The 24,405-nt window shown below is 53.9% G+C and carries 23 protein-coding genes; all 23 read left to right on the forward strand.

Annotation, left to right across the window (positions count from 1 at the left end):
• Positions 1 to 97 precede the first annotated feature (97 nt).
• On the forward strand, positions 98 to 970 hold the full coding sequence (gene cheR, locus EC840_RS02650) for a protein-glutamate O-methyltransferase CheR (RefSeq protein ID WP_101078653.1): 873 nt from the start codon (positions 98 to 100) through the stop codon (positions 968 to 970).
• A complete protein-coding gene (locus EC840_RS02655) occupies positions 970 to 2,019 on the forward strand; it encodes a chemotaxis response regulator protein-glutamate methylesterase (RefSeq protein ID WP_120131073.1) in 1,050 nt (349 codons plus the stop codon). The genes cheR and EC840_RS02655 overlap by 1 nt, the downstream gene beginning before the upstream one ends.
• Before the next feature lie 46 nt (positions 2,020 to 2,065).
• Complete coding sequence (gene cheY, locus EC840_RS02660; RefSeq protein WP_104922338.1) at positions 2,066 to 2,455, forward strand: chemotaxis response regulator CheY; 390 nt, start codon at positions 2,066 to 2,068, stop codon at positions 2,453 to 2,455.
• 10 nt (positions 2,456 to 2,465) lie between these two features.
• Positions 2,466 to 3,110 carry a protein phosphatase CheZ gene (gene cheZ, locus EC840_RS02665; protein ID WP_112291593.1) on the forward strand — a complete coding sequence of 215 codons (645 nt, stop codon included), beginning with the start codon at positions 2,466 to 2,468 and terminating at the stop codon, positions 3,108 to 3,110.
• Between the two features lie 528 nt (positions 3,111 to 3,638).
• Complete coding sequence (locus EC840_RS02670) at positions 3,639 to 3,830, forward strand: DUF4762 family protein (protein ID WP_095922324.1); 192 nt, start codon at positions 3,639 to 3,641, stop codon at positions 3,828 to 3,830.
• Between the two features lie 138 nt (positions 3,831 to 3,968).
• Entirely contained in the window at positions 3,969 to 4,643 is a 675-nt protein-coding gene (locus tag EC840_RS02675; protein WP_132963920.1) for a DsbA family protein, read from the forward strand.
• Entirely contained in the window at positions 4,643 to 5,590 is a 948-nt protein-coding gene (locus EC840_RS02680) for an ABC transporter (RefSeq protein WP_132963921.1), read from the forward strand. The genes EC840_RS02675 and EC840_RS02680 overlap by 1 nt, the downstream gene beginning before the upstream one ends.
• A 63-nt stretch (positions 5,591 to 5,653) precedes the next feature.
• Positions 5,654 to 7,792: an ATP-binding cassette domain-containing protein gene (locus tag EC840_RS02685; protein ID WP_132963922.1), complete on the forward strand. Its 2,139-nt coding sequence runs from the start codon at positions 5,654 to 5,656 to the stop codon at positions 7,790 to 7,792.
• A 71-nt stretch (positions 7,793 to 7,863) separates the two neighbouring features.
• The gene (locus EC840_RS02690; RefSeq protein WP_232829986.1) at positions 7,864 to 8,970 is read left to right on the forward strand and encodes an efflux RND transporter periplasmic adaptor subunit; all 1,107 of its coding nucleotides are present in this window, start codon (positions 7,864 to 7,866) and stop codon (positions 8,968 to 8,970) included.
• Positions 8,963 to 10,906 (forward strand): MacB family efflux pump subunit, encoded by a 1,944-nt coding sequence (locus EC840_RS02695; RefSeq protein WP_132963923.1) that lies wholly within the window; start codon positions 8,963 to 8,965, stop codon positions 10,904 to 10,906. The genes EC840_RS02690 and EC840_RS02695 overlap by 8 nt, the downstream gene beginning before the upstream one ends.
• Positions 10,903 to 12,297 carry a TolC family protein gene (locus tag EC840_RS02700; protein WP_132963924.1) on the forward strand — a complete coding sequence of 465 codons (1,395 nt, stop codon included), beginning with the start codon at positions 10,903 to 10,905 and terminating at the stop codon, positions 12,295 to 12,297. Before EC840_RS02695 ends, EC840_RS02700 begins: the two co-directional genes overlap by 4 nt.
• A gap of 3 nt (positions 12,298 to 12,300) precedes the next feature.
• Entirely contained in the window at positions 12,301 to 13,572 is a 1,272-nt protein-coding gene (locus EC840_RS02705) for a beta-ketoacyl-[acyl-carrier-protein] synthase family protein (RefSeq protein WP_129638698.1), read from the forward strand.
• Complete coding sequence (locus tag EC840_RS02710; RefSeq protein ID WP_132963925.1) at positions 13,572 to 14,396, forward strand: MaoC/PaaZ C-terminal domain-containing protein; 825 nt, start codon at positions 13,572 to 13,574, stop codon at positions 14,394 to 14,396. The genes EC840_RS02705 and EC840_RS02710 overlap by 1 nt, the downstream gene beginning before the upstream one ends.
• Positions 14,397 to 14,451: 55 nt before the next feature.
• On the forward strand, positions 14,452 to 14,706 hold the full coding sequence (locus EC840_RS02715) for an acyl carrier protein (protein ID WP_132963926.1): 255 nt from the start codon (positions 14,452 to 14,454) through the stop codon (positions 14,704 to 14,706).
• Between the two features lie 8 nt (positions 14,707 to 14,714).
• Positions 14,715 to 15,449, forward strand: coding sequence for an SDR family oxidoreductase (locus EC840_RS02720; RefSeq protein WP_132963927.1), 735 nt, complete (start codon positions 14,715 to 14,717; stop codon positions 15,447 to 15,449).
• A 710-nt stretch (positions 15,450 to 16,159) separates the two neighbouring features.
• Positions 16,160 to 16,708, forward strand: coding sequence for a tyrosine-type DNA invertase (locus EC840_RS02725; RefSeq protein WP_095922315.1), 549 nt, complete (start codon positions 16,160 to 16,162; stop codon positions 16,706 to 16,708).
• A 496-nt stretch (positions 16,709 to 17,204) separates the two neighbouring features.
• Entirely contained in the window at positions 17,205 to 17,726 is a 522-nt protein-coding gene (locus EC840_RS02730; RefSeq protein WP_112287866.1) for a fimbrial protein, read from the forward strand.
• An 89-nt stretch (positions 17,727 to 17,815) separates the two neighbouring features.
• Complete coding sequence (locus EC840_RS02735; RefSeq protein WP_112287867.1) at positions 17,816 to 18,502, forward strand: molecular chaperone; 687 nt, start codon at positions 17,816 to 17,818, stop codon at positions 18,500 to 18,502.
• Positions 18,503 to 18,603: 101 nt separating this feature from the next.
• A complete protein-coding gene (locus EC840_RS02740; protein WP_112287869.1) occupies positions 18,604 to 21,162 on the forward strand; it encodes a fimbria/pilus outer membrane usher protein in 2,559 nt (852 codons plus the stop codon).
• Between the two features lie 14 nt (positions 21,163 to 21,176).
• Positions 21,177 to 22,265: a fimbrial protein gene (locus EC840_RS02745; protein ID WP_243701001.1), complete on the forward strand. Its 1,089-nt coding sequence runs from the start codon at positions 21,177 to 21,179 to the stop codon at positions 22,263 to 22,265.
• Between the two features lie 35 nt (positions 22,266 to 22,300).
• Positions 22,301 to 22,855 (forward strand): fimbrial protein, encoded by a 555-nt coding sequence (locus EC840_RS02750; RefSeq protein ID WP_132963928.1) that lies wholly within the window; start codon positions 22,301 to 22,303, stop codon positions 22,853 to 22,855.
• Positions 22,856 to 22,944: 89 nt separating this feature from the next.
• Positions 22,945 to 23,655, forward strand: coding sequence for a response regulator transcription factor (locus EC840_RS02755; protein ID WP_240783301.1), 711 nt, complete (start codon positions 22,945 to 22,947; stop codon positions 23,653 to 23,655).
• 75 nt (positions 23,656 to 23,730) lie between these two features.
• Positions 23,731 to 24,381, forward strand: coding sequence for a LuxR C-terminal-related transcriptional regulator (locus EC840_RS02760; RefSeq protein WP_112287873.1), 651 nt, complete (start codon positions 23,731 to 23,733; stop codon positions 24,379 to 24,381).
• The last annotated feature ends 24 nt before the right edge of the window (positions 24,382 to 24,405 follow it).

A 24,405-nucleotide genomic window follows, 5' to 3' on the forward strand; every position in this document is an offset into this window, starting at 1 on the left:
TAAGGCCATCTGATGAAAAGTCGCGGATGAACAGTCAGCGGATGAAGAGTGAATTGGGTACCCGTTACACCACCTGTCCCTTTAATGGAGCTGCACCATGAATCAACCAGGCTCGCCAATGAGTGCTGATAACACGTCGATCATGGCACAGATGATCCAGCGTTTACCGCTGTCAGATACCCATTTTCGCCGGATAAGTGAACTTATCTATCAACGTGCAGGAATTGTACTGGCAGACCATAAACGCGAAATGGTCTACAACCGCCTGGTCCGGCGGTTGCGTATCCTCGGGCTGAACGACTTTGGCAGTTATATGGCGTTGCTGGAAAACGACAGCAACAGCCCGGAATGGCAGGCGTTTATTAACGCACTGACCACCAACCTGACGGCGTTTTTCCGTGAAGCACACCACTTCCCGATCCTGGCGGAGCATGCCCGATCCCGCCCGAATAATTACAGTGTGTGGAGCACGGCGGCGTCGACAGGTGAAGAGCCGTATTCCATCGCCATGACGCTCAGTGAAGCGCTGGGTCCGCGCATGGCGAGCTGCCGTATTCAGGCCAGTGACATTGATACGCAGGTGCTGGAAAAAGCTACGGCGGGCGTTTACCGGCTGGAAGAGTTGCGCACGCTCAGCCCGCAGCAGTTACAGAAATTTTTCCTCAAAGGCACCGGCCCTCACAGCGGCCTGGTGCGTGTGCGTCCCGAGCTGGCGCAGATGGTGGCTTTCCAGCAACTGAATTTGCTGGCGAACCAGTGGCAGCTTAACGGTCCTTTTGATGCGATTTTCTGCCGTAATGTGATGATTTATTTCGATAAAGAAACACAGGAGAAAATTTTACGCCGGTTTGTTCCGTTACTTAAACCGGGCGGTCTGATGTTTGCGGGACACTCCGAGAACTTCAGCCAAATCAGCCGGGAATTTTATTTGCGCGGTCAGACCGTCTACGGCCTCGCCAAGGAGAGGTAATGAATAAAATCAGAGTGTTGAGCGTCGATGATTCGGCGTTAATGCGTCAGCTGATGACTGAAATCATTAACAGCCATCCGGATATGGAAATGGTGGCGACTGCGCCGGATCCGCTGGTGGCGCGTGATCTCATCAAAAAATTCAACCCTGACGTACTGACGCTGGATGTTGAAATGCCGCGTATGGACGGACTGGATTTTCTGGAAAAGCTGATGCGCCTGCGCCCGATGCCGGTGGTCATGGTGTCGTCGCTGACCGGTAAAGGTTCGGAAATCACCCTGCGTGCGCTGGAACTGGGGGCGATTGATTTCGTCACCAAGCCGCAGCTAGGGATCCGCGAAGGCATGCTGGCTTACAGCGAAATGATTGCCGACAAAATTCGTACCGCGTCAAAAGCGCGTCTGAATAAAAGCGTCAATACCGAACAGCCGCGCATTCTCAGCCATACGCCGCTGCTGAGCAGTGAAAAGCTGATTGCGATCGGGTCATCGACCGGTGGCACCGAGGCTATCCGCCACGTGCTACAACCGCTGCCGCCGACCTGTCCGGCACTGATGATTACACAACATATGCCACCGGGTTTTACCCGCTCGTTTGCGGAACGTCTGAACAAGCTGTGTCAGATCACTGTGAAAGAGGCCGAGGACGGCGAACGCGTTTTGCCGGGTCACGCGTATATTGCGCCGGGCGACCGGCATATGGAACTGGCGCGCAGTGGCGCCAACTATCAGGTTAAGTTGAACGACGGTCCGGCAGTGAACCGCCATCGTCCGTCGGTTGACGTGTTATTCCGTTCGGTGGCGCAGTTCGCCGGACGCAATGCCGTCGGGGTGATCCTGACGGGAATGGGCAATGACGGCGCTGCCGGCATGCTCGAGATGCACCGCGCGGGGGCTTATACCCTTGCACAAAACGAAGCCAGCTGTGTGGTTTTCGGTATGCCTCGCGAGGCTATCGCCACCGGCGGCGTAAACGAAGTGGTGGATCTCAGCCAAATCAGTCAGCGGATGCTGGCACAAATATCAGCCGGTCAGGCATTACGTATTTAATTTTTCAGCCTTGTGCTGGGTAGCAAACCTTAGGAGTAGATAAAACATGGCCGATCCAAATCTGAGATTCCTGGTAGTAGACGACTTCTCTACCATGCGTCGTATCGTGCGTAACCTGCTGAAAGAGCTGGGCTTCAACAACGTTGAAGAAGCGGAAGACGGCGTTGATGCGCTGAACAAACTGCGTGCTGGCGGTTTTGACTTCGTGGTATCCGACTGGAACATGCCAAACATGGACGGTCTGGATCTGCTCAAAACCATCCGTGCAGATGGCGCGCTGGCTAAATTGCCGGTGCTGATGGTGACGGCAGAAGCGAAGAAAGAAAACATCGTTGCCGCCGCGCAGGCCGGTGCCAGTGGTTATGTCGTGAAACCATTTACCGCCGCCACGCTGGAAGAAAAGCTGGGCAAAATATTCGAAAAACTGGGCATGTAGGAGCACACCTATGGCAGAGATACCAATGCCTGCAAATGATGCAGCAACCGCGGGCGATATCATCGCCCGCATTGGGCAACTGACCCGTATGTTGCGTGACAGTATGCGTGAACTTGGCCTGGATCAGGCCATTGCTCAGGCAGCTGAAGCGATCCCGGATGCACGCGATCGTCTCGATTATGTGGTCACCATGACAGCACAGGCCGCCGAGCGCGCCCTGAACTGTGTGGAAGCCGCGCAACCTCGTCAGAACAAACTTGAATCTGCCGCGAAGAAACTCGATAAGCGCTGGGATGAATGGTTTGAGAATCCGATTGAATTATCGGATGCACGCGAGCTGGTGACAGACACCCGCAGCTACCTGAAAGAGATCCCTGAGCACACCAGCTTTACCAATGCTCAGCTGATGGAAATCATGATGGCGCAGGACTTCCAGGATCTGACCGGTCAGGTAATCAAACGCATGATGACCGTGGTTCAGGAAATTGAAAATCAGCTGTTGATGGTGCTGATGGAAAATATTCCAGAACAACAGGTTAAGCAGAAACGCGAAACTGACAGCCTGCTGAACGGCCCGCAACTCGACGCTAACGGTGTCGGCGTGGTGGCCTCGCAAGAACAGGTTGATGATCTGCTGGATTCATTAGGTTTCTGATGAAGAACGTGTTGTGCCCATCCGTTTTCTGTGACAGGGAGCGGATGGGATGTTGGCTCCCTTTCCTGCGTTTTTCCTCCCTGTGTCCCCGCAAATGCTTTGCATAACGTTTCCCTCAAATTATTTTTAAAAAATTTTGCCGTCTCAGGATCCGCTATTCTTAATATTATCTGAGAAATATCCTGCATCATAAATCAGGCAGATCTGGCATCGGGCACGGCTGAATTTATCCGGTGCGCTTTATCTTAATTTTATATCAGAAAACTCCTGTGACCTGTGTAACCGAACGGTTGAGTTTGCTCGCTTTATGTCATTTCAGGTGTATTGCCCAATTAAAAAACCGCCGTTACAATGCGCCGCATCCGATAATGAAATCCTGAATGTTTTTATTCAAGGGGATTATTTCGGAGTGCAGGGGGACATGTTTTAATCATGTTTTCTCTGTGCGGGGAATCACTGGAAACAGGTCAGTGAATAATATCTCCAGACTATTGTTATATTAATTCTAACTAAATAAGGATATCACAGATGAAAAAGATCAACATGAATGAAGCAAGCGCAATTGTTGGCGGTACCACGACTTGCGTAAACAGCTTTGAATTAAACCTGGTGGGTGATGCAACTGTTTGTAATGCAGTGAAAACTTGTACTGACAAAAATGGTGTTGTGACTAAAACCTTCACCGCTGCAGCAATCATCAACTGCGGTAACGTAGGCTGAGAAACATCCGTTTCTTATTAAATCAGAATAAATAGTTTTACTGTTTTTCTGACAGGGCGTTGTATTTCATATACAACGCCCGCCTGATATTTCCCCGGTGAGCGTCGCGTATTATTATTTCAGGATGAAAAGCCTCCCATGAAAAAAAGAATTCTGCCCATTCTGGCGTATACCGTTTTTGTCGCGGTTATTTCAGCGCTGATTACGACAGCCTGGATCCATTACCTTGTGCGCAACCAAACCAGCGATGACGGACAACAGGTACTGACGTCGCTGTCGGCGGATAAAGTAGCCAAAAGTCCGATTACGGATGGGGAAGATATTATTGAAATCTTCTCATACGGTTGTCATTACTGTGCATTAAACGAAAAGAATGTTGAGGCGCTGGAAAAACGTATGCCAGCGGGTAAAAAACTGGTTCGCCTGCACTTCAGCCTGGATAATCAGGGCGGACTGGCGCGCTTTGCACCGGTATTTGCCACATTGCAGGTGATGGGCATTGAAGAAGCCCACCGTGAGAGCGCCTATGATGCGGTCATGAAAAATCACATCGATTTGGGTGATCCTGCAAAACGAGATGCGTGGCTGGCAGAGAATAAGATAAATGTCGATGAATACCATAAAGTCAGTCAGTCGGCAGAGGTCAAAGACCTGCTCGATTATATGACCCGCGTTTCACAGTATTACGACATTAATGCCACCCCGACCTTTATTGTGGCTAAAAAATGGGTAGCGATTCAGGATCGTGATTTCCCTTCATTCTCTGACAAATTACTCTCTATTTTGAAGAATGATCAGGCGCCGGAGAAATAATGAAATTCGTTGCCCTGTGGTGCGCGCTGTTTTGGAAAAACCTCACCGTCAGATGTCAGTGGTTTTTGTATAAACTCCGGCTTACTGGCTACAGGGCGCATTGTTTATTATTCCGCCACATGCATTATCGCGTTATTTTTGCTTTGTCCCACGTCAGACGCTTTTTAGGGCTGACAGGCCGCGATGTGAAATTACGGGCGGCGGTTGCGCAGTCTAACCGTCAGTGTCTGATGAATGACAATAAGAAATTTGATTATATCTGGCTGACCCAGCGGCGACAGCTGCTGATTCAGGCGGTGACCTACGGACAGAATCGCCGTGCATTACGTGAGCTGGCCGACTGCTCGGCCCGGCTCAATGCGGTGGTCGAGCCGCTGCAACGCGCCGGTCAGCCGGTGATCCTCGCGCCACTACACATGGTGTCGGACGTACTCAGTACCATGGTCGGTGCCGCGGCGTTTCCGGGTAAAGCAACGGTCATTACCTCGCGCAGCGCGGATGCACATTCCGCAGCGGAACGGCAACTGGGTGGCGTCGATCTGACCTATTGTTCGATACATGAAGATAATAAAAATATTGCCGGGAATCTGATGACGTCGGTCATGGAGGCAGCCGATAACCAGCGGAATATTATTTTATTCCCGGATATCACGCCTGATTTCACGCAGTTCGCCAGTAAAGACAAAGCTGAAAAATTATCCTGCCGGATATTTGGTCGTCCCGCCAGTTTACACAGCGGTATTACCCGGCTGGCACGAATGATGTCTGCGAAGGTGATTTTTTATCATCTTTATTATGACAAGGGGTTGAATATCGTTATTCATGACCCGGTCAGTGCAAAAGAATTAAAAGAAAAAATGCCGCGCATTATTGAACAAAGTATTCGTGAACATTCAACCGACTGGATGCTGTGGCATTCACATTCGTTATTTTTTATTAATGAGTGAAAACCCATCCGCAACAGCGCAGCGATATTACTGAAAAGAACAGGGCGTTTTAAGGTATCGATTATGGATAATATTATTCCTAAGCTGGTTTATCAGGCAGAAACGAACGAATGCGCGCTGGCCTGTGTTTCTATGCTGGCGGAAACTCAGGGCATCAGCGCGCCGCTGGACGTGTTACGCGAACGTTTCCCGACATCGTCTCACGGCACCGCGCTGTCGACCCTGTGCGACATCTTATCTGAGCTGGCGATCCCGGCGTACCCGGTGGCGTTTGATTTCGATGAGCTGGCAGAACTGCCTTTACCCGCCATTTTGCACTACGGTGCCAGTCACTATGTCCTGCTGGCCTATCGTCAGGGGAGCTATGTTTGCGTGATGAATCCGGCGATTGGCGAACAGCTTCTGCCGGTTGCCGCGCTCAGATCTGAAATCAGTGGTTACGCGGTGGTGCTCGATCAGGAGGCGCCGCGCACTGCGCAACCGGCAGAAAAACAGCCGCGCACGCGTCGTTTCCGCGCACTCGAATGCATGAGCCTGAAACAAACGGCAGCGATCCCCGGCATTTACAAGCTGATGTTGCTGGCATTTCTGGTGTCACTGACCTTGTTCATCATGCCGGTGATGGTCAGTTCGGCAATCAACAACGTTTTCTCTTCCGGCGGCAAAACCGAATTCCCGTATTTCTATTATCTGCTGGCCTTCGTGGTCTCGACGCTGCTGGCGTTTATTGTGCGCAGCGTGACCGAGCGGTTTATCAAACGTTTTGTCGTGATGCAAAGCGTCAGCGGTTTTGCCCGGTTGCTGAACAACACGCTCTCTTTCTTTGAGAAACGCAGCCCCGGTGAAATCTACAGCCGTTTCTCCAACTGGCAGATGGCGGCGGCGCAAAAAATCGAGCTGGACAACGGCCTGCGCGTGGACTGGGTCGTCGGCGTGATTGCGCTGGCGGTGATGTGCTATATCAGCCCGCTGCTGGCCGGTATTTCCGCCATCGGCGTCACGCTGATGGGGCTGGTCAGCGTCTGGGCGATTTTCCGCGACCGCTATTACACCCAGCAGGTTCAGGTAAAGAGTGCAGAACAAAGCGACTTCCTGCTGGAAACTATTCAGGGTTTCGCCACGCTCAAATCCGCCGGACTGAACAGCCAGCGTCAGGCGGCATTCGCCGGATATGCGCTGTCGCTGTTTGACTGCCGCCAGAAACAGAAAGTGTACGAGCAGGTGAAAAGCAGCCTGTATCAGCTGATTGGCAGCCTCGAGATGGTGTTCTTTATGCTGCTGGCGCTGCCGTTGCTGAAAGATAACCGGATTTCACTGGGTGAATTCTTCGCCTACAGCTTTGTCCGTCAGATTTTTACCGCTTACATCACGCAGATTTTCTTCTCCGTGCTGCAAAAGAACCAGCTGCACGTGATTGATACCCGCGCCGCCGATCTGTTCCCGCCGGTCAGGGAAGAGGCCGCCGGCGACTTACTGCCGCCTGTCCGTTTCAGCCAGGAGCTCAGCTACCGGGAACTTCAGTTTGCTTACGATCCCGGTAAACCGGTGCTGGACCACGTGTCGGTGACGGTGCGTCATGGCGAAACGCTGGCGATTGTTGGTGAGTCGGGCGCGGGGAAAAGTACGCTGCTGAAAGTCATTACCGGACTTATCGAACCTCAGGGCGGAGAAATCCTGGCCGACGGACAGCCGGTCAGCAGCCGTCAGGCACAGAAGCTGTTCTTCCTGCAAAGCCAGGAGGACATCCTGTTCAATACCAGCGTTCTGCAAAACATCACGCTGTTTGATCGTGAACACGACGCGCAGAAGCAGCTGCGTATCGATAAGTCGCTGCGCGGGCTGAATCTGACGGAGGTGATCGACCGTCTGCCAGGCAAACAAAACGCGCTGATCCGCGAAAGCCATCCCGCGCTGTCGCTGGGGCAACGTCAGCGTCTGATGCTGGCACGTGCGATGTACAGCGATTGTCCGGTGATGGTGCTGGATGAGCCGACGGCCAATCTCGATGAAGAGACGGCGCAGCAGGTGATGCAAACCCTGATCAGCCATTGCCGTGAATACGGAAAAACCCTGATCACCGTAACGCACAGTGAAACCGCGCTGGCGTTGTTTGATCGGGTCTGTGTAATGAGAGATGGCCGTGTCGCCGCGACAACGGGCGCTGTGATTTCCGCTATCACCCCGCAAGGAGAACCGGCGTGAGTTTCTCAATCAGACACATCGCCGCCGGACACCGCAAGGCATTTTATACGCTGATCCTTGTGGTGTTGATCCTGCTGGCCGGGGCTGCGTACGGCGTACACAGCATGATGTCCGGCACCGCCGCGCCGCTGGTCTCACAGGCCATAGGTCGCGGGGATATCGAAAAAACCGTACTGGCGACCGGTATCCTCAAGCCTTCCGCGCAGGTCAACGTCGGTGCGCAGGTCAACGGTCAGTTAAAGAAACTGTATGTCCGTGCGGGCGACCGGGTCACCAAAGGCCAGTTACTGGCCGAAATCGATCCGACGCTGCAACAGAGCGAACTGCGTAAATCCGAAGCGGAACTCGACAGTGCCGTGGCGCAAAAACAGGCGTCGCTGTACACGCTCACGCAATATCAGCTGGAACTGAAACGTCAGTTACAGATGGACCGCGATGGCTCAGGTACCAAAAGTAATCTCGAGCAGGCGCAGGCTAAAGTCGATACCCAGAAAGCGCAGATCAAAGTCAACGAAGCGCAGATTGTGCAGGCGCAGATGGCGCTGGAAACGGCGAAAGCCAATCTGGGCTATACGCGGATCCTGGCACCGGTGGACGGGCAGGTGCTCGGCATCGTCACCAAAGAAGGGCAAACCGTGGTCTCCTCGCAGACCGCGCCGACCATTCTGGTGCTGGCCAACGTCGATACCATGACGGTGCAAACCCGTATTTCAGAAACCGACATCCTGAAAGTGCATCCTGGTCAGCCGCTATGGTTTTACGTGGTCGCCGATCCCAAACATCGTTATCAGAGCGTCATGGGCACCTTGCAGGACGCGCCAAACGACGCCTTACAGGATGAAAGCACCAGCAGCCAGACTCAGCAACCTTCTGCTGTCTATTACAACGGCGTGTTCAGCGTGCCGAATCCCGATCATCTGCTGCGCACCTCAATGACCGCGCAGGTATTTATCATCACCGAGCAGGCCAAAAATGTGCTGCGTCTGCCGGTGATGGCGCTGGGTCAGCCACTGGGCGATGACCGTTATCAGGTGCAGGTGGTGAACGGCGACAAGACCGAACAACGGGTGATCCGTGCGGGCATCAATGACCGTCAGTTTGTCGAAGTGAAAGACGGGCTGCGCGAAGGTGAGCACGTGGTGATGATGCAAAATGAGGCGGAGACGGCAAATGGCTAATTCTCCGGTTATCGAACTTTCGCATATCTCCCGCCGTTTTGGTGAGGGCAACGCTGCCGTCACCGTGCTCAAAGATATTTCCCTGCGCGTCAATGCCGGGGAAATGCTGGCGATTATCGGCGCGTCCGGTTCAGGTAAATCGACGCTGATGAACATTCTCGGTTGTCTGGATAAGCCGTCGGAAGGCGAAATGCGCATTATGGATGTGCCTGCGCATGTGGCGACCAGCGAACAGCTGGCGCAACTGCGCAGCCAGTATCTGGGCTTTATTTTTCAGCGCTATCACCTGATGCCGTATCTCACGGCCCTCGAAAACGTCACCATTCCGGCGCTGTATACCGACATGCCCGCGGCGGCGCGTCAGGCGCGGGCGGAACATTTGCTCAACCGGTTAGGCCTCGGCAACCGCATGAATTACCGGCCCGCGCAGCTTTCCGGCGGGCAACAGCAACGTGTCAGTATTGCGCGGGCACTGATGAACGGTGCGCCGGTGATCCTCGCCGATGAGCCGACCGGCGCGCTCGACAGCACCAGCGGTCAGGAGCTGATGGCGATTTTGCATGGCCTGCATCAGGCCGGGCATACGCTGATTATCGTCACCCACGATCGCAGTATCGCCGAACAGTGTCAGCGTATTGTCGAAATCCACGACGGCGAGATTGTCGCGGATCGTATCAATCCGGTGATGCAGCAGGGCAAATCTCAGGGATTACCGGCCATTGCCGCCACCGGACGCACGCCGCTCTGGCAGAGTCTGAAAGAAGCGGTGCGCATGGCGTGGCGTTCCCTGCTCGGACACCGGATCCGCGCCTTTCTTTCCATGCTCGGCATCATTATCGGCATCTCTTCGGTGGTGTCCTCGATGGCGGTGGGCGAGGGCGCACGGCAGAGCATTCTCAGCCAGATAAGCCAGCTTGGTACCAGCACCATCGAAATTCAGCCCGGTCTGGGCTGGGATAAACCGCGTCCTGATTTTGAACGTTCCCTGACGCTGGAAGACGTGGATTTGCTCGGCAGACAGCCGTACATCGACAGCCTGTCGCCGGTAGTGAGCAAAACTGTGATGGCGATCCGTGGCGGTAAGCAGGTGCTGGTGTCGTTGTCGGGCGTCAGTAACGGATTCTTTCGCGTACAGGGGCTTAACTTTATTGCCGGAAACCGTTTTACGCCGCGCGATCTCGACGACCGCGAACCGGTAGTGATTATCGACCCGAATGTGCGCAGTACGCTGTTTCCCGGACAGGATCCACTGGGCGAAATTATCCAGCTTTCCGGCGTGCCTTACCGGGTGATCGGCGTGGCGGATAAAAAAGGGCCGAAGTATATCGGCGAGCAGCTCGGCGCGTGGATCCCTTACACCTCCTTACTGGAGCGCATGTCGGGGGATACGCCGCTGCAATCCATCACCCTGCGCATTGCCGACGGTTATCCGACGGATGTCGCCCAGCGTAACGTTGAGCAACTGCTGGATTCGGCGCATGGCAAACGCGATTTCTTTACCATGACCAACGACCAGCTGACGAAAACCATCCGTAAAACATCGGAATCCATGACGCTGCTGATCACCGCGATTGCCGGGATTTCGCTGCTGGTGGGCGGTGTGGGCGTGATGAACATCATGCTGGTGTCGGTGACAGAAAGAACGCACGAGATTGGCATTCGTCTGTCGGTTGGCGCACGTCCGGCGGACATCATGCGTCAGTTCCTGATTGAGGCGGTGGTGATTTGTACCCTCGGTGGTCTGATCGGCATTGTCGGATCCGGCGTGGCAGGGCTGATTTTTTCTCAGGTTACGCAGGAATTCACCATGATTTTCACCTGGCCGCCGATCCTTTTAGCCTGCGGTTTCTCGGCGCTTATCGGGCTTGGCTTCGGCTTTTTCCCGGCACGTAACGCCGCGCGTTTGCATCCGACAGAGGCGCTGGCACGCGAATGAACAAACTGAATTTACTCTCAATGGCGGTGATGACGTTACTGATGACCGGCTGTGGTCAGGCGCTGAAAAGCGAATACCAGCGGCCGATGCTCTCAGTTCCGCAAACCTGGCGCGTGCAGGATACCGGCGAAGGCGTGGCGAAATTTTCCCCGCACTGGTGGGATAACTTTGATGACCCGCAGCTGTCACGGCTGATTGTTTCCGCGTTGCAAAGCAATAACGATCTGGCGCTGGCGGGCATAAAACTGCGGCAGGCGCTGCTGACGGCGGGACTCTCAGACCTGAATCTGACCCCTGATTTTTCCGCCAGTGCATCGGCCAGCAACACCAAAAATATGCGCCGCGAGACCACGCCGGTCGAAAGTTACACAAACTCACTGTCGGCCTCTTATGAGCTGGATTTGTGGGGGAAACTGGCGCGTACCCGTGAGCAGTCCGACTGGCTGGCAAAAGCCTCGCAGCAGGATTTGCAGGCCACCGCGCTGACGCTCATTGGCACTACCTCACAGCTTTACTGGCAGATTGCCAGCCTGAATCAGCAGATCGGTAATTTGCAGCAAAGTCTGGCGATTGCCCGGGAAACGCTGGTGATGGTGACGTCACGCTGGAAAGCCGGTGATCTCGGTCAGCTGGATTATTTGCAGGCACAGCAAACGGTGCTGAGCCGCGAAAACAACCTGCGAGATTTGTATCAACAGCGCGATGAAAACCGTAATGCACTGGCGATTTTACTCAGCCGCCCGCCGGGGCAATACCCTGCGGAGCGTCAGTCGCTGGATATTCATCAGAGCGTGCCGGTGGCGCAGCGTTTACCACTTGAAGTGATCGCCAGAAGGCCGGACGTGCAGTCGGCTGAACTGAATCTGCGTGCGGCGCTGGCCGGTTCGGACGTCGCACGGCTGAGCTTTTATCCGTCGCTGACGCTGAATGCGTCACTGAATGCCGGGGCTTCTGTGTTTCAGCAATGGTTCAGCAATCCGGCCAGAACGCTCGGATCTGCGCTCGACCTGCCGTTTATCGAATGGAACAAAGTGCGGCTGACCGTTGAACAATCTGGTCTGGATGTGCAAACCGCGGCGATTCAGTTCCGCAGCGCGTCGTACAGCGCGTTGCAGGATATCGACAATGCCATGTCGCAGCGCCTGACCTATCAGCAGGAAAAACAGCGACAGCTGCAAGATCTGGCATTAAGTCAGCAGCGGCTGGCACTGGTGGAAAGCCAGTATCGCCACGGTTCGGTGGTGTATCAGACGCTGCTCGACGCGCAGAACACCTTGCTCGACAGCCAGAACACGCTGGTCATCACGCAATATAACTATCTGTATTCCACGATGAAACTCTGGCTGGCGCTGGGTGGCGGGGAAGACAACACATTGAGTCAACAAGGATAAAGCATGCAAAAGGATGTTTTACAGACGGCAGACAGGCCGCGTCGGGTGGTCGTGACCGGTTACGGTGCGGTGACCCCGCTGGGGCTGAACTCCGCCGAAAGCTGGGCCGCGATCATGGATTACACCCCCGGCTACCGCTACTGCGACAAATCAGCTGCCGGGATTAAATCGCGTTTTTATGGCCTGATTGATCATGAACCTTCGCTCAAAGGCGTGCCCGCGGCAATCCGCCGCCGCCTGCCGCGTTATGCCCGGCTGACGCTGGCCTCTGCGCGGGAAGCCATGCAGATGGCGTTTGGCGATGACAAGCCGGAGCAACATTACGATTTGCGCGACTGCGGCGTCATTATGGGCACCGGCTGGGCGGGGCAGGATGAAACTCAGCTGCATTACGAAGACTATCTGCGTACCGGTATGGGATCTCCTTTTGGCTGCTTTTTCTCCATGCCGAATTCCGCCACGGCGGCTGTGAGTCTGCTGTGGGGGCTGCGTGGCTATCAGAACACGCCGGTCGCGGCCTGTGCGACCGGAACCATCGCGGTCGGCGATGCGTTCGAACTGATCCGCAATGGCCGGGCCAGCATGATGCTGGCGGGCGCGGGAGAATCTCTGCGCTCTGATTCGGCGGTATGGAATATTGACGTGCTGGGCGCGCTGGCCAGTGAACAGGAAGAAATCACCCGCGCCTGTTGCCCGTTCAGCCTGCATCGCAACGGTTTTGTGCTCAGCGAAGGTGCGGCGGTGCTGTGTCTGGAAGAACGGGAATCTGCCCTTGCGCGCGGCGCAAACATTCTCGGTGAGATCCTGGGTTACGGCAATTTCTCTGATGCCTTTGATTTTACCGCGCCAGCCGAAGACAAAATTGCGCGGGTGCAAACCATCCGCCATGCGCTGGCGCAGGCCGGTATTGCTGCCAGCGATCTGGATTATATCAATGCGCACGGCACCTCTACGCCGCTCAATGATCTCAACGAAACCGAAGCGATCAAGATTGCGCTGGGCGAATCGGCGGCTTACGCCACGCCGTGCTCCAGTACCAAATCCTATACCGGACATCTGATCGCGGCAGCAGGGAGTTTTGAATCCATCGTCTGCCTGCAGGCGCTTGAGCATCAGATCATGCCCGCAACCTGCCATCTTGATGCGCCCGATCCAGCGTGCGATCTGGATTACGTCCCCAATGTGCATCGTCCGGCGGTACTGAACACCACGCTGAACCTGAGTTTCGGTTTCGGCGGGGCGAACGCCGCGCTGGTGATCGGAAGGGGGAAATAATGCTGGCGGCTGACACTCTGCGTTACAGCCTGTCGGACGCCGAACGCTGGGCGGCATTTTCCGGTGATTACAATCCGATCCATTTTGACGCTGCCAAGGCGCAGCGTCTTGGTCTGACCGGATTATGCGTTCACGGAATGCGCGCGATGCTGGATATGAAGTCGGCGCTGAGTACCTCGCGTGAAAAGCACGGGGTTAGGGCAGAGGGACTGATGTTTACCAGCCGTCTGCGCGAACCGGTGTTGTGCGACACGCTGTATCAGGTGCCGGTGCGCGAAACGCTGCGTGATGACGGGGTGCAGCTGAGCGCCAGTTTGCGTCATGTGCAGACACAGCAGGCCAGCATCAGCAGCAAACTGATCGCGACGGATGCGCTGGTGTTACCGCCGGTCACGCAGATGAATACGCTGGGCGCGCAGGAACTGGCAACGCTGCATACGCAGTTTCTGGCTGTCGGCAGCCCGGTGGTTCCGGCGTGGAGCTTTCTTGACGCCGTGCTGTTTCGTCAACTGGTGAACGCCCCGCAGACGCTGGAAACCGTGCACAGTCTTTTGCCGTCGGTTCAGGCGAACAGTCTGGGTGACATTTTTACTCTGGTACAGGTGGTGCAGACGCATCATGAAACGCATTTTTCCCCGCGATTACTGACCCAGACAGAACAGGGACAGCGTTTCGGCGCGATACATTACGCCATCCGGCCGACGCTGGTCATGGGCGAAAAACAGCGCGGGATGGTGCTGCTGGCAGGCATTCAGGCATGGCAGGACGGTGAACCGCTGATGTCCGTCGCAGTCACGCTTAAAACCGGACCGCTGACTGAATGACACACTGATTTTTCAAAAAAAACAAAGACAACTGACTCACTTAAAGGAATAAAACATGGCGAATTATGATGAGGTTTACAGCAAGGTTTGCGAGATGCTGTGTGACGCGAAGGATCTGGAACAGGAAGATCTGACCCCGAACATGCCGTTGTATCAGCTCAAACTCGACAGCCTGGATTATGTTGAACTGATGGTGCTGGCGAAGAAAGAGTTTGGGGTCACCATCGAGGCCGATTTGTTCGTCGATAACGTGAACATTACGGTGCGTGAGCTGTGCCAGTATCTCAGCGAAAAAGCCACTAAGCCATGAAAGAAGTCATGGAAAATCAATGGATTTTAATCACCGGTGGCAGCCGGGGGATCGGACGCGCCGCCGTGCAGCGTCTGGCGAAAGAATGGAATGTGGTGTTTACCTGGTGTCAGGGCGAAAGCGCCGCCCATGAGGTGGAACTGGCCTGTGCGGGATTGCCCGGCCGGGTCGAAAGTCATCAGTGCGACGGGCGTGATGAGCAGGCGGTTACGCGTCTGGCCACTGACCTGCTGGCACGCTACGGCGCGCCGCACGCCGTAGTACACAATGCGGGTATCACCCTTGATGCGCTGCATATTCACCAGAACGCCGATAACTGGCGCAAGGTGATGGACACCAACTTAAACGCCATCTTCTACTGGAACAGCCAGTTACTTGAACCGATGATGATGCAGGGCGGTGGTTCGGTGGTAATGATGTCGTCGGTGACGGGCATAAAGGGTAACAGTGGCCAGAGTGCTTATGCGGCGAGTAAGGCAGCGATGATCGGCCTGGCGCGGACGTTATCGGTAGAACTGGGGCGCTTTAACGTTCGGGTTAACTGCCTGCTGCCCGGTTATATCGACACCGAAATTCTCGCTGATATGCCTAAAGACAAGCTGGCGGCGCTGCGTAAAACGATTCCGATGAAACGTTTCGGAAAGGTGGACGAAGTGGCAGGCGCGGTGGCGTGGCTGGTCAGTGAAGACAGCACGTACATGACAGGACAAACTCTCATTCTGGACGGTGGTCTTTCCGCCTGATCCCCTGTTATCTTCAGCCTGGCCAAAACAGGACGCATTGCGTCCTGTTTTTTTTTGCTTTTATGCAACCTCAGGTTGTTCCTGCTTTACTTATCCCCGCCGTAGCCGGTAAAAAACGACTTGTGGTTGCCAGATCACCGAATATTTGGCACAACTTTCGGATGTTAAGCTATACCCCTGAAATAAAATCCTCGCCCGCTCTGAAAATGCGTAAAAAGCCTCAGAAATTTCCTTGTAAAAAATTCCTGCCACAGGCAGGATAAAACGCCTTCGTAGCCCCCGAATTGAGAGGGTATTAAAGGGTTAATGCGAAAATACGCCATGCTGATTGCCACGTCCGTGACAGGTTAAATATAATTCACAATGGTTTAAAAACCGTGAATTATTTTAAATTACGCCTCCGTTATGGCGAATATGATATAAACTTAATCGTCAGTGGTGATAATCATAAGGCTTTGGTTTGTATTTCCTTTTATTTGATGGCGTTTGGTTTAGGACGTATATTGAAAATGAGTGAATTGACTTTATACGCATCACTTTAAGGAGGGCTTTAAACACGCAGGGATATTAAAAACCCCTGTGATTAAACGATGAATTAATGAACCGCTGTGCAGCAGGCGATCACTAATTCCATTTTCGGAAAAGTGTTGAATGATGAGTGCCACTGAAATCAATACTTATCCGGGACACCATGAACATGAAGAGGCACTATGAAAAATCGTAAATACCTGACTCCGTCTGAAGTTGAGAAACTGCTTGAGGCTACGTTGCGCGGAAGGCACGCAGAACGGGATTATTGCCTGATCTGGATGTGTTTTATCCACGGTTGCCGGGTCAGTGAAATCAGCAGCTGGCGGCTCTCGGATATCGACATGGAAGGCAATAATATCTACATCCACCGGTTAAAAAATGGCTTCTCTACCGTTCATCCTCTCTATATGCGGGAAAGGAAATCGTTAATGCTGTGGATGAATAAAAGAAAGCAATACCGTGGTGCGGATTCCGACTGGTTGTTTCTTTCTAATCGCGGTTCAAAATTATCACGACAGCGCATTTACTGGTTAATTAGAAATTATAGTCAGGCCGCTAATCTGACTATTAATGCTCATCCGCATATGTTAAGACACGGCTGTGGCTTTGCGCTGGCAGACAGAGGGATTGATACCCGCTTAATTCAGGATTATTTAGGTCATCGTAATATTCAGAACACGGTTTTATATACGGCGAGCAACGCCAAAAGATTTAAAGAAGTCTGGTAGTTAACCTGTAATTAATTGTTTCAATGGAGTCATTTTGAACTAAATTGGAGCATACTCTAATCAGCCGGTAAATTTCTGTCAATACTGAGTGCACCCCTCCGCAGAAGTTTATTTAAATAATATTAAATTCAATTACTTACAAGTTAATTTGTTATTTCAGCACACCGGAAGTCTCTCGGTTTTTTCTTATATCCTCTTCGCTTGATTTCTCACGCCATTCTCATTCCGCCTGCCAACACTTCAGTTTAATTTCATAAATTAATCATTTGAAAGCATTAAATTCTTCACGACATTCCCTATTTAGCACAATAAACCAAAGGAGTCACTTTAGTTCAAAATGAATCGTTTGGGTTTCGGGGTTAAACCCGTCCGGCGGCTTATTAAGTGGGGTGGAACCTCATGAACTAAATAAAGGAATGACAGATGGTTTTGTCAAAACTAATTCGGACACCGGGAAAGGTGTTTCGATGTGCATTATGTTAATAGGAAAAATTTCGTGAAAAAGAATCTTCTTGCTGTTGCCCTGGTCGCCTCTTCTGTATTCGCTTCTTCTGCTTTTGCAGCAGATGGCGCCGTTAACTTCACTGGCACTATCACAGATGCAGCTTGTACGATCGATACTGCTTCTCAAAACCAGGATGTCTTCCTGGGTAATATCGCCCGTACCGCGTTCCCTGTTGCGGGTTCACTGGCCGCTGCCAAAAAATTCACTTTAGTTCTGACCGACTGCCCTGACACCGTGACCGGTGCGACCGTGCGTTTCGACGGTACTCAGGTTTCTGGTGACAACACCGTGCTGGCGCTGACTGCCGGTGACAGCACTGCTTCAGGCGTAGGTATTCAGATTTCTGACAACCAGAACAAAGTGGTTCCGTTGTACGAAGACTCCTCTGTTTATCCGCTGGTCAGCACCGGTCCTAACAACCTGGACTTCAGCGCCCGTTACATCTCCCTGACTGACTCAGTCACCGTGGGTGATGCAAACGGCGTGACTCAGTTCACCGTGGTTTATCAATAAGCCTTTTGATTCGCTTCAGTTGAATTAAGTCAGACCAGGGGAGTGCATCCCCCTGGTCTATTTGAATGGTTAAGACAGGCAGGGACACCATGAAAACATGGCGCGCTACAGCGGTGGCAGCATTATTAATGACCTTCGGCATGGCCGCACAGGCGGGGGTCGTGGTCGGCGGCACGCGTCTCATTTATGACGGCGGCAAGAAAGAATCCTCCATCAATATCAGTAACCCCGATAAAACGCCTTATCTGATCCAGTCCTGGGTGGATGGCGCTGAAAACGGCAAAACAGCACCGGCTGACAAAGCGCCGTTCATCGTGACGCCACCTTTATTCCGCCTTGACGGTAATCAGCAAAACATTCTGCGCGTAGTGCGTGCGGGCGGTGATTTGCCTGAGACCAAAGAGTCGCTGTACTGGCTGAATATCAAATCGATTCCTTCCGCAGAGAAGCGGGAAAACACCCTGCAGATTGCCGTGAAAACGCGCATCAAGCTGATTTTTCGCCCGTCAGGCGTGAAAAGTACGCTGGAAGAGTCCGCTAAAACGCTGACATGGAAACGCACCGGTAACCGCATTCAGGTGACCAATCCGTCGGCGCATTACATCACTTTCTTCAACGTGAAAATCAATGGCAGCGCGATGAAGAACGTCACCATGGTCGCACCGCAGTCTGATGCCACTTTTGACTTACCGGCTGGCGTCACCGGCGGCTCACTGAGCTGGCAATTCATCAACGATTACGGCGGCACCAGCAAACCTTTTATTGCCAGTCTCTGACCTGAATTAATGACCAGCAGAAGCCTGTCACGGCGGTAAATAAGGACGGCGAGGGAGTAGCGCCAGAAATTCTGGCTGCGTTGCAACATGGAATTAACACAATGAAGAACAAAACGAAAAGTCATCATTCGGCCGGCTTTACGCGTTCCCGGCTTGCCTGGCTGGTATCGTGCCAGATAGCAATGTTAATGGGCGGAACGCATCTGGCCAGCGCAGCGGAATATTTCAACCCGGCCTTACTGGAAATCGATAATCCTGCACAGGGAAATGCGGATCTGTCGATTTTCGAAGAGGGGGATTTACAGCCGCCAGGCACTTATCGTGTTGATATTTATCTGAATGGTTCAGAGGTCGATACCCGCGACGTTAAATTTACCCTGACGACGGATGCGGCGGGTAAACAAAGCCTGCAGCCCTGCCTGAGCGGCGAACTGCTGCGGGATATGGGCGTGAAGATTGGCATGTTCCCCGGCATCCAGGCGACAGACGAGTGTGCCAATTTTACCGGTGCGATAGCGCAGTCTTCTGCTGCTTTCCGCTTCGATCAGCAACGGCTGGATCTGAGCATTCCCCAGGCGGCGCTGAATTCGCAGGCGCGCGGTTACGTGTCTCCTGACAAATGGGATCCGGGTATTCCTGCGCTGCTGATGAACTACAGCTTCAGCGGTGCGAACACTGAAGCGCGTGAAAACGACACGCGTAACAGCAATACCTATTACCTGAATCTGCGTTCCGGGGCGAACCTGGGTGTCTGGCGTTTGCGTAACTATTCCACCTGGAACCGCGACAGCAAAGGCACTGACCACTGGGATTCCATCAATACCTATTTGCAACGTGATATTCAGACGCTGCGGAGTCAGCTGACGTTAGGCGACAGTAACTCGCCGACCGAAGTGTTCGATACAGTGCCGTTTCGCGGTTTACAGCTGGCCTCCGACGACGACATGTTGCCGGACAGCATGAAAGGCTATTCGCCGGTGGTGCGTGGCATTGCGAACAGTAATGCGCAGGTGACCATCCGCCAGAACGGATATGTCATCTACCAGAGTTACGTGCCTGCCGGGCCTTTTGCCATTTCAGATCTCTATCCGACAGCGGGCAGTGGCGACCTGAATGTGACGATTAAAGAAGCCGATGGCAGTGAGCGAAATATGGTGGTGCCTTTTGCGTCGGTGCCTGTGCTTCAGCGCGAAGGACATCTGAAATACAGCTTCACCAGCGGTCAGTACCGCTCGTATAACGATAACGTCGAAAAGACGCCGTTCACTCAGGGCACCGCGATTTATGGTTTATCGCACGGTGCGACGGTGTATGGCGGCTTGCAGGCGGCCAGCAAATACCAGTCGGTGGCGATGGGGCTGGGTCAAAACCTCGGCAGCATCGGTGCGCTTTCCGCTGATGTGACGCAGGCCTGGACCAAACAGGAAGACGCGCCAAAAGACAGCGGTCAGTCTTACCGTCTGCGTTACGGCAAAAGCTTTGTTGAGTCAGGCACCAACTTCAGCCTGGCCAGCTACCGCTATTCCACAGCCGGTTTTTACACCTTGCAGGAAGCGCTGGAAAGCTACTCCGGCGGCAGCGGGTATTACAGCGATCATAAGAAAAGCCGCGCTGAACTGACCCTGAGTCAGAACTTGTGGGAAAAGGGCGGTGCGCTTTCGCTGAGTCTGGTGAAAGAAGAATACTGGAATAACAACCGGTCAACCCAGTCGGGCAGCGTGGGTTACAACAACACCTGGGAAGGCATTTCCTGGGGGGTTAACTACACCTATAACCGCAATGGCACGGACAGCAACGGCAACCGGACCTATTACACCGATCAGATTGTGGCCGTCAATATCAGCGTGCCGTTGAGCAAATGGCTGCCGGGCAGTTACGCCACCTATAACCTCAACAGCAGTAAAAACGGCAATACTTCGCATAACGTCGGCCTGAGCGGTACGGCGCTGCGTGACGACAATTTGAATTACAACATCAGTCAGGGTTACACCACGCAGGGGCAGGGTGCGAACGGCTATGCCAGCGCCGACTATAAAGGCGGATACGGCGAAGTGAATGCCGGTTACGGCTACGACCGCAGCCAGCGCCGTATGGATTACGGTCTGCAGGGCGGCATTTTACTGCACGAAAATGGCGTGACCTTCTCGCAACCGCTGAGTGAAACGGTGGTGCTGGTGAAAGCGCCGGGCGCCGACGATGTCAGCATCGCCAGCAATACCGGGGTTAAAACCGACTGGCGCGGCTATGCGGTGGTGCCTTACGCCACGGCGTACCGGCGTAACCAGATTTCCCTTGATACCTCAACCTTGCCGGACGACGTCGATATGACGCTGACCAGTACCACGGTGATCCCGACGCGTGGCGCGGTGGTGCGTGCAGACTTTGATCCGAACATCGGTCAGCGCGTGCTGATGACACTGACCCGCGCCAACGGCGAGCCGGTGCCATTTGGTGCCACCGCCGGCGTGAACAACGGGGACAAGGAGAACAGCAGCATTGTCGGGGACGGCGGCCAGGTTTATCTGTCAGGCATGTCCGACAGCGGCACGCTGACAGTGAAATGGGGTAATTCAGCGGCGCAGTCCTGTCAGGTGAACTATCGCCTGCCTGAACAACCGGCCACGTCGGGTATTCAACTTATTAACGGAGACTGCCGGTAAGGCGGAACATGGACATGACCGATCGTATGAATCAATTATCAACAGACGTGACTTCACCACGCCAGCCAATCCTCCGCCGCGTGTCCGGGGGTAAGAAGGGCGCATTGTTCGGGCTGATGCTGGCCGGTGGCATGTTGAGCGCCAATGCGCAGGCAGGTGATTGCGCCCCGACGGATGGGACAAAATCCTATACGTTCAACATGAGTTATTTGTTAACCGACCCGACCCAAAACACGGCCGGAAAGATCGTCAACAACGCCTATCAGTGGAACCTCAGCGGTAACTACAATGTGACCTGTTCCTGCACCGGCAGCTACGTCGGGGGTTACGTGACCGCAAAAGTACCGGATACCGGGCTGGCGTACACCGACGGTAACCTGAATTATTACAGTATCAACGAGTTTCTGGCCGTGGCCAGTCAGGTTTATATCGCCGGGGGATTTGGCGATTATAAATCGACGCCGTTCACCAGTGTCAGTAACCAGAATACCGCCACCAGCTGCGCCCGATATCCTTATGCCACCGGCGCACGCGGCACCATTTCACTCTATTTCCGCCGGCCTTTTGTCGGTGTTCAAACCATTCCGCTGACCAAAGTCGTGGATGTGTATATCGCTTCTGATGCGACGACGCAGTCGGCCGTTCCTGTCTCGACCGTCTGGATGAGCGGCACAGTGACGGTGCCACAGTCGTGCGTTATCAATGGCGGTGGCGTGATCACGGTACCGTTTGGCGACATCTTGTCGGGCGATATCGCCACCAAAGGTCAGATGGCGAAAAACTTCACGCCGAAAAACGTCAATTTCAACGTGGCCTGCACCAATATTTCTGAAGGCGTCAATGTCAGCCTCTCTTTCCAGGGAACGCCGGATGCCAACGATCCGACCGCACTCTCGACCACTAACGCCGATGTGGGTGTCAGGATCCAGGACAGCGCGGGCGCCACCGTGGCACCGCTCAGCGGCCGCTTACCGCTGACGATGGATTACGCCTCTCAGGTGGGCACGTCGCAGATTAACTTATTTCCGATTAACACCAGTGGCAAAGAGCCGGGCACCGGTGATTTCACCGCCACCGCGACTATCCGCGCAGAAATACAGTAATTCCGGGACGTGACCGGTAAGGGAATATCACCAAGATGAAAGGCTTAACGGCATTTGTAATCACTAAGGGAAAAGCACCGGCGCTGTTTCTGGCGCTTGGACTGGGGCTGACGGCCAGCACGCTGTGGCAACCCGCCAGCGCGGACACCGTGCTGAATATCACCGGCAATATTAAAGCGTCGCCGTGCACGATCAGCCTGCCTTCCGGCGGAATGAATGTGGATCTGGGGCAGAAGATTCTGGCCTCGTCGATGGCAGAGGCCGGCTCATCATCAGACTGGAAACCTTTCTCGATTGCGCTGACGGCGTGTCCGGCCTCGACCTCCGAAGCCACCATGACCGTCAACGGGACACCGGATGAGACTGAGAGCGACATGTACGCCAACACCGGCAGCGCCACGCAGGTGCAAATTCAGCTGCAAACCAGCGACGGTACGGCACTGGGAAACGCGGCGCAGAAAGTTCAGAACATTGACACCGCCACCCGCAGTACCACGTTCGATATGCGTGCCCGGGCGTACAGCGCGCAGGGGAAGGTGACGCCGGGGACGATTGTCGGCAGCGTGCAAGTCACGTTTACCTACCAGTAAGCCGAACGCTCAGCAACTGAGGAAAATAAGGATTTTGTACCGGATTATGTCCCTGTCGGGAATGTGACTGAGAAAACAAGGAAGCTATGATGAACAGTGTCGAAAACCTCACGCCGGGTCATGTTACCCCTGACGCTTTCCGCCCAAATTTACCGGCGGAAGGCGTACTGATTATGGACGCTTGTCCCGTTACTGCTCTGGGCATGAAGCGCGTACTGACCGGTTCCTGCGGCATCACAAAATCCGTTAATTATGTACAACGCCTTGCGGGTATTCCGGCGGCCATCGCCCGTTCGCTGCCGGCACTGCTTATCATGGACATCTGCGGCGAAAAGGAATCGGTGCTTGATGGCCTGCGCTTGCTGGCTCATCTGCAAGATTCACATCCTGAGATGAAAATCATCATCTGTACTGATTTCAGCGATCACCGCGTGCTGGAACTGCTGGCGTCCTCTCCGGCCAACGGTGTGTTACTTAAACACGAGCCGGAGCTGGCGCTGGTGCAATGTGTTTTTGACGTGATGGCCGGCGGGGAACAGTGGCTGAGTCCGAAAGCCAAGAGGCTGGTGACGACCACCGCGATGAAAAACCCGGCACTCACCGCCCGTGAACTGGAGGTGCTGACCTGTCTTTTCTCGGGCATGAGCGTTTCCAGCGTCGCGCAGACGCTGCATCGCGATATCCGCACGGTAAGCACGCATAAGCGCAATGCGATGATGAAACTGGGTTTTCACAATGACAGTGAACTCTTTGCCCAGGGCACATGGATGGCGAAGATTGGTCCGGCTGCCAGCCATTAATCCCGGTGGCAAAAGGGCATCCGCAAATGGAACGGTGCCGGGAAATGACGCCCGGCAGCAAGGAGCAAGAGAGTTATGCATCATACTCATACATCGACCCGCGCCGTGGCGCTGATGGACAGCCAGCCGCTGACGCTCTCCGGACTGTCATCACTGATCAAGTCCATTGATAGCGGCTGCGATATCCGCGTGAAAGAGACATGTCTGGAGAAAATCTCAGAAGCCCTGATGTATCAGTCCGTGGATATTCTGGTGACGGATCTGCAAAGCGCGCAGGAAAACCTGCACCAGGGGCTGGATATTCTGCTAAATCTCAGTGAGCAATTTCCCCGTCTGAATATGGTGGTCTATACGCTTTGCCATAACGGCAACGAACTGCGTAAGCTGGTAAACCAGCGCAATATCAGTCTGATTGCACGCGGTGAATCGCTGAGCGACACAGAGGATTATTTCAGACAGGCATTTGCCCGAAAGCGCGTTTTAAGCCCGCGGATCTGTTGCGACCTGGTGCGTCTGACTGAGCAAAACATTCAGGTTTCCGCGCGGATCACGCGAAGCGAAACTGAGGTGCTGCGACATCTTTATAACGGCATGGATCTGCGTGAAATTGCGCAAGCTAAGCAGCTGAGCATCAAAACCATCAGTGCGCACAAATGCAATGCGATGCGTAAGCTGGGAGTGAAAACCGATTCCGAGCTGTTCCTGATGTTGAAAAACATGTGCTAAAAAACAGGTCTTAGAAAAAGTCTT

The organism is Rahnella sp. JUb53 (genome assembly GCF_004346065.1).
Taxonomy (GTDB): Bacteria; Pseudomonadota; Gammaproteobacteria; order Enterobacterales; family Enterobacteriaceae; genus Rahnella; species Rahnella variigena.

Bases quoted from the DNA above. Each gene is read 5' to 3' on its own strand.
- cheR (WP_101078653.1), top strand. From the start codon at position 98: ATGAATCAACCAGGCTCGCCAATGAGTGCTGATAACACGTCGATCATG.
- EC840_RS02655 (WP_120131073.1), top strand. From the start codon at position 970: ATGAATAAAATCAGAGTGTTGAGCGTCGATGATTCGGCGTTAATGCGT.
- cheY (WP_104922338.1), top strand. From the start codon at position 2,066: ATGGCCGATCCAAATCTGAGATTCCTGGTAGTAGACGACTTCTCTACC.
- cheZ (WP_112291593.1), top strand. From the start codon at position 2,466: ATGGCAGAGATACCAATGCCTGCAAATGATGCAGCAACCGCGGGCGAT.
- EC840_RS02670 (WP_095922324.1), top strand. From the start codon at position 3,639: ATGAAAAAGATCAACATGAATGAAGCAAGCGCAATTGTTGGCGGTACC.
- EC840_RS02675 (WP_132963920.1), top strand. From the start codon at position 3,969: ATGAAAAAAAGAATTCTGCCCATTCTGGCGTATACCGTTTTTGTCGCG.
- EC840_RS02680 (WP_132963921.1), top strand. From the start codon at position 4,643: ATGAAATTCGTTGCCCTGTGGTGCGCGCTGTTTTGGAAAAACCTCACC.
- EC840_RS02685 (WP_132963922.1), top strand. From the start codon at position 5,654: ATGGATAATATTATTCCTAAGCTGGTTTATCAGGCAGAAACGAACGAA.
- EC840_RS02695 (WP_132963923.1), top strand. From the start codon at position 8,963: ATGGCTAATTCTCCGGTTATCGAACTTTCGCATATCTCCCGCCGTTTT.
- EC840_RS02700 (WP_132963924.1), top strand. From the start codon at position 10,903: ATGAACAAACTGAATTTACTCTCAATGGCGGTGATGACGTTACTGATG.
- EC840_RS02705 (WP_129638698.1), top strand. From the start codon at position 12,301: ATGCAAAAGGATGTTTTACAGACGGCAGACAGGCCGCGTCGGGTGGTC.
- EC840_RS02710 (WP_132963925.1), top strand. From the start codon at position 13,572: ATGCTGGCGGCTGACACTCTGCGTTACAGCCTGTCGGACGCCGAACGC.
- EC840_RS02715 (WP_132963926.1), top strand. From the start codon at position 14,452: ATGGCGAATTATGATGAGGTTTACAGCAAGGTTTGCGAGATGCTGTGT.
- EC840_RS02720 (WP_132963927.1), top strand. From the start codon at position 14,715: ATGGAAAATCAATGGATTTTAATCACCGGTGGCAGCCGGGGGATCGGA.
- EC840_RS02725 (WP_095922315.1), top strand. From the start codon at position 16,160: ATGAAAAATCGTAAATACCTGACTCCGTCTGAAGTTGAGAAACTGCTT.
- EC840_RS02735 (WP_112287867.1), top strand. From the start codon at position 17,816: ATGAAAACATGGCGCGCTACAGCGGTGGCAGCATTATTAATGACCTTC.
- EC840_RS02740 (WP_112287869.1), top strand. From the start codon at position 18,604: ATGAAGAACAAAACGAAAAGTCATCATTCGGCCGGCTTTACGCGTTCC.
- EC840_RS02745 (WP_243701001.1), top strand. From the start codon at position 21,177: ATGACCGATCGTATGAATCAATTATCAACAGACGTGACTTCACCACGC.
- EC840_RS02750 (WP_132963928.1), top strand. From the start codon at position 22,301: ATGAAAGGCTTAACGGCATTTGTAATCACTAAGGGAAAAGCACCGGCG.
- EC840_RS02755 (WP_240783301.1), top strand. From the start codon at position 22,945: ATGAACAGTGTCGAAAACCTCACGCCGGGTCATGTTACCCCTGACGCT.
- EC840_RS02760 (WP_112287873.1), top strand. From the start codon at position 23,731: ATGCATCATACTCATACATCGACCCGCGCCGTGGCGCTGATGGACAGC.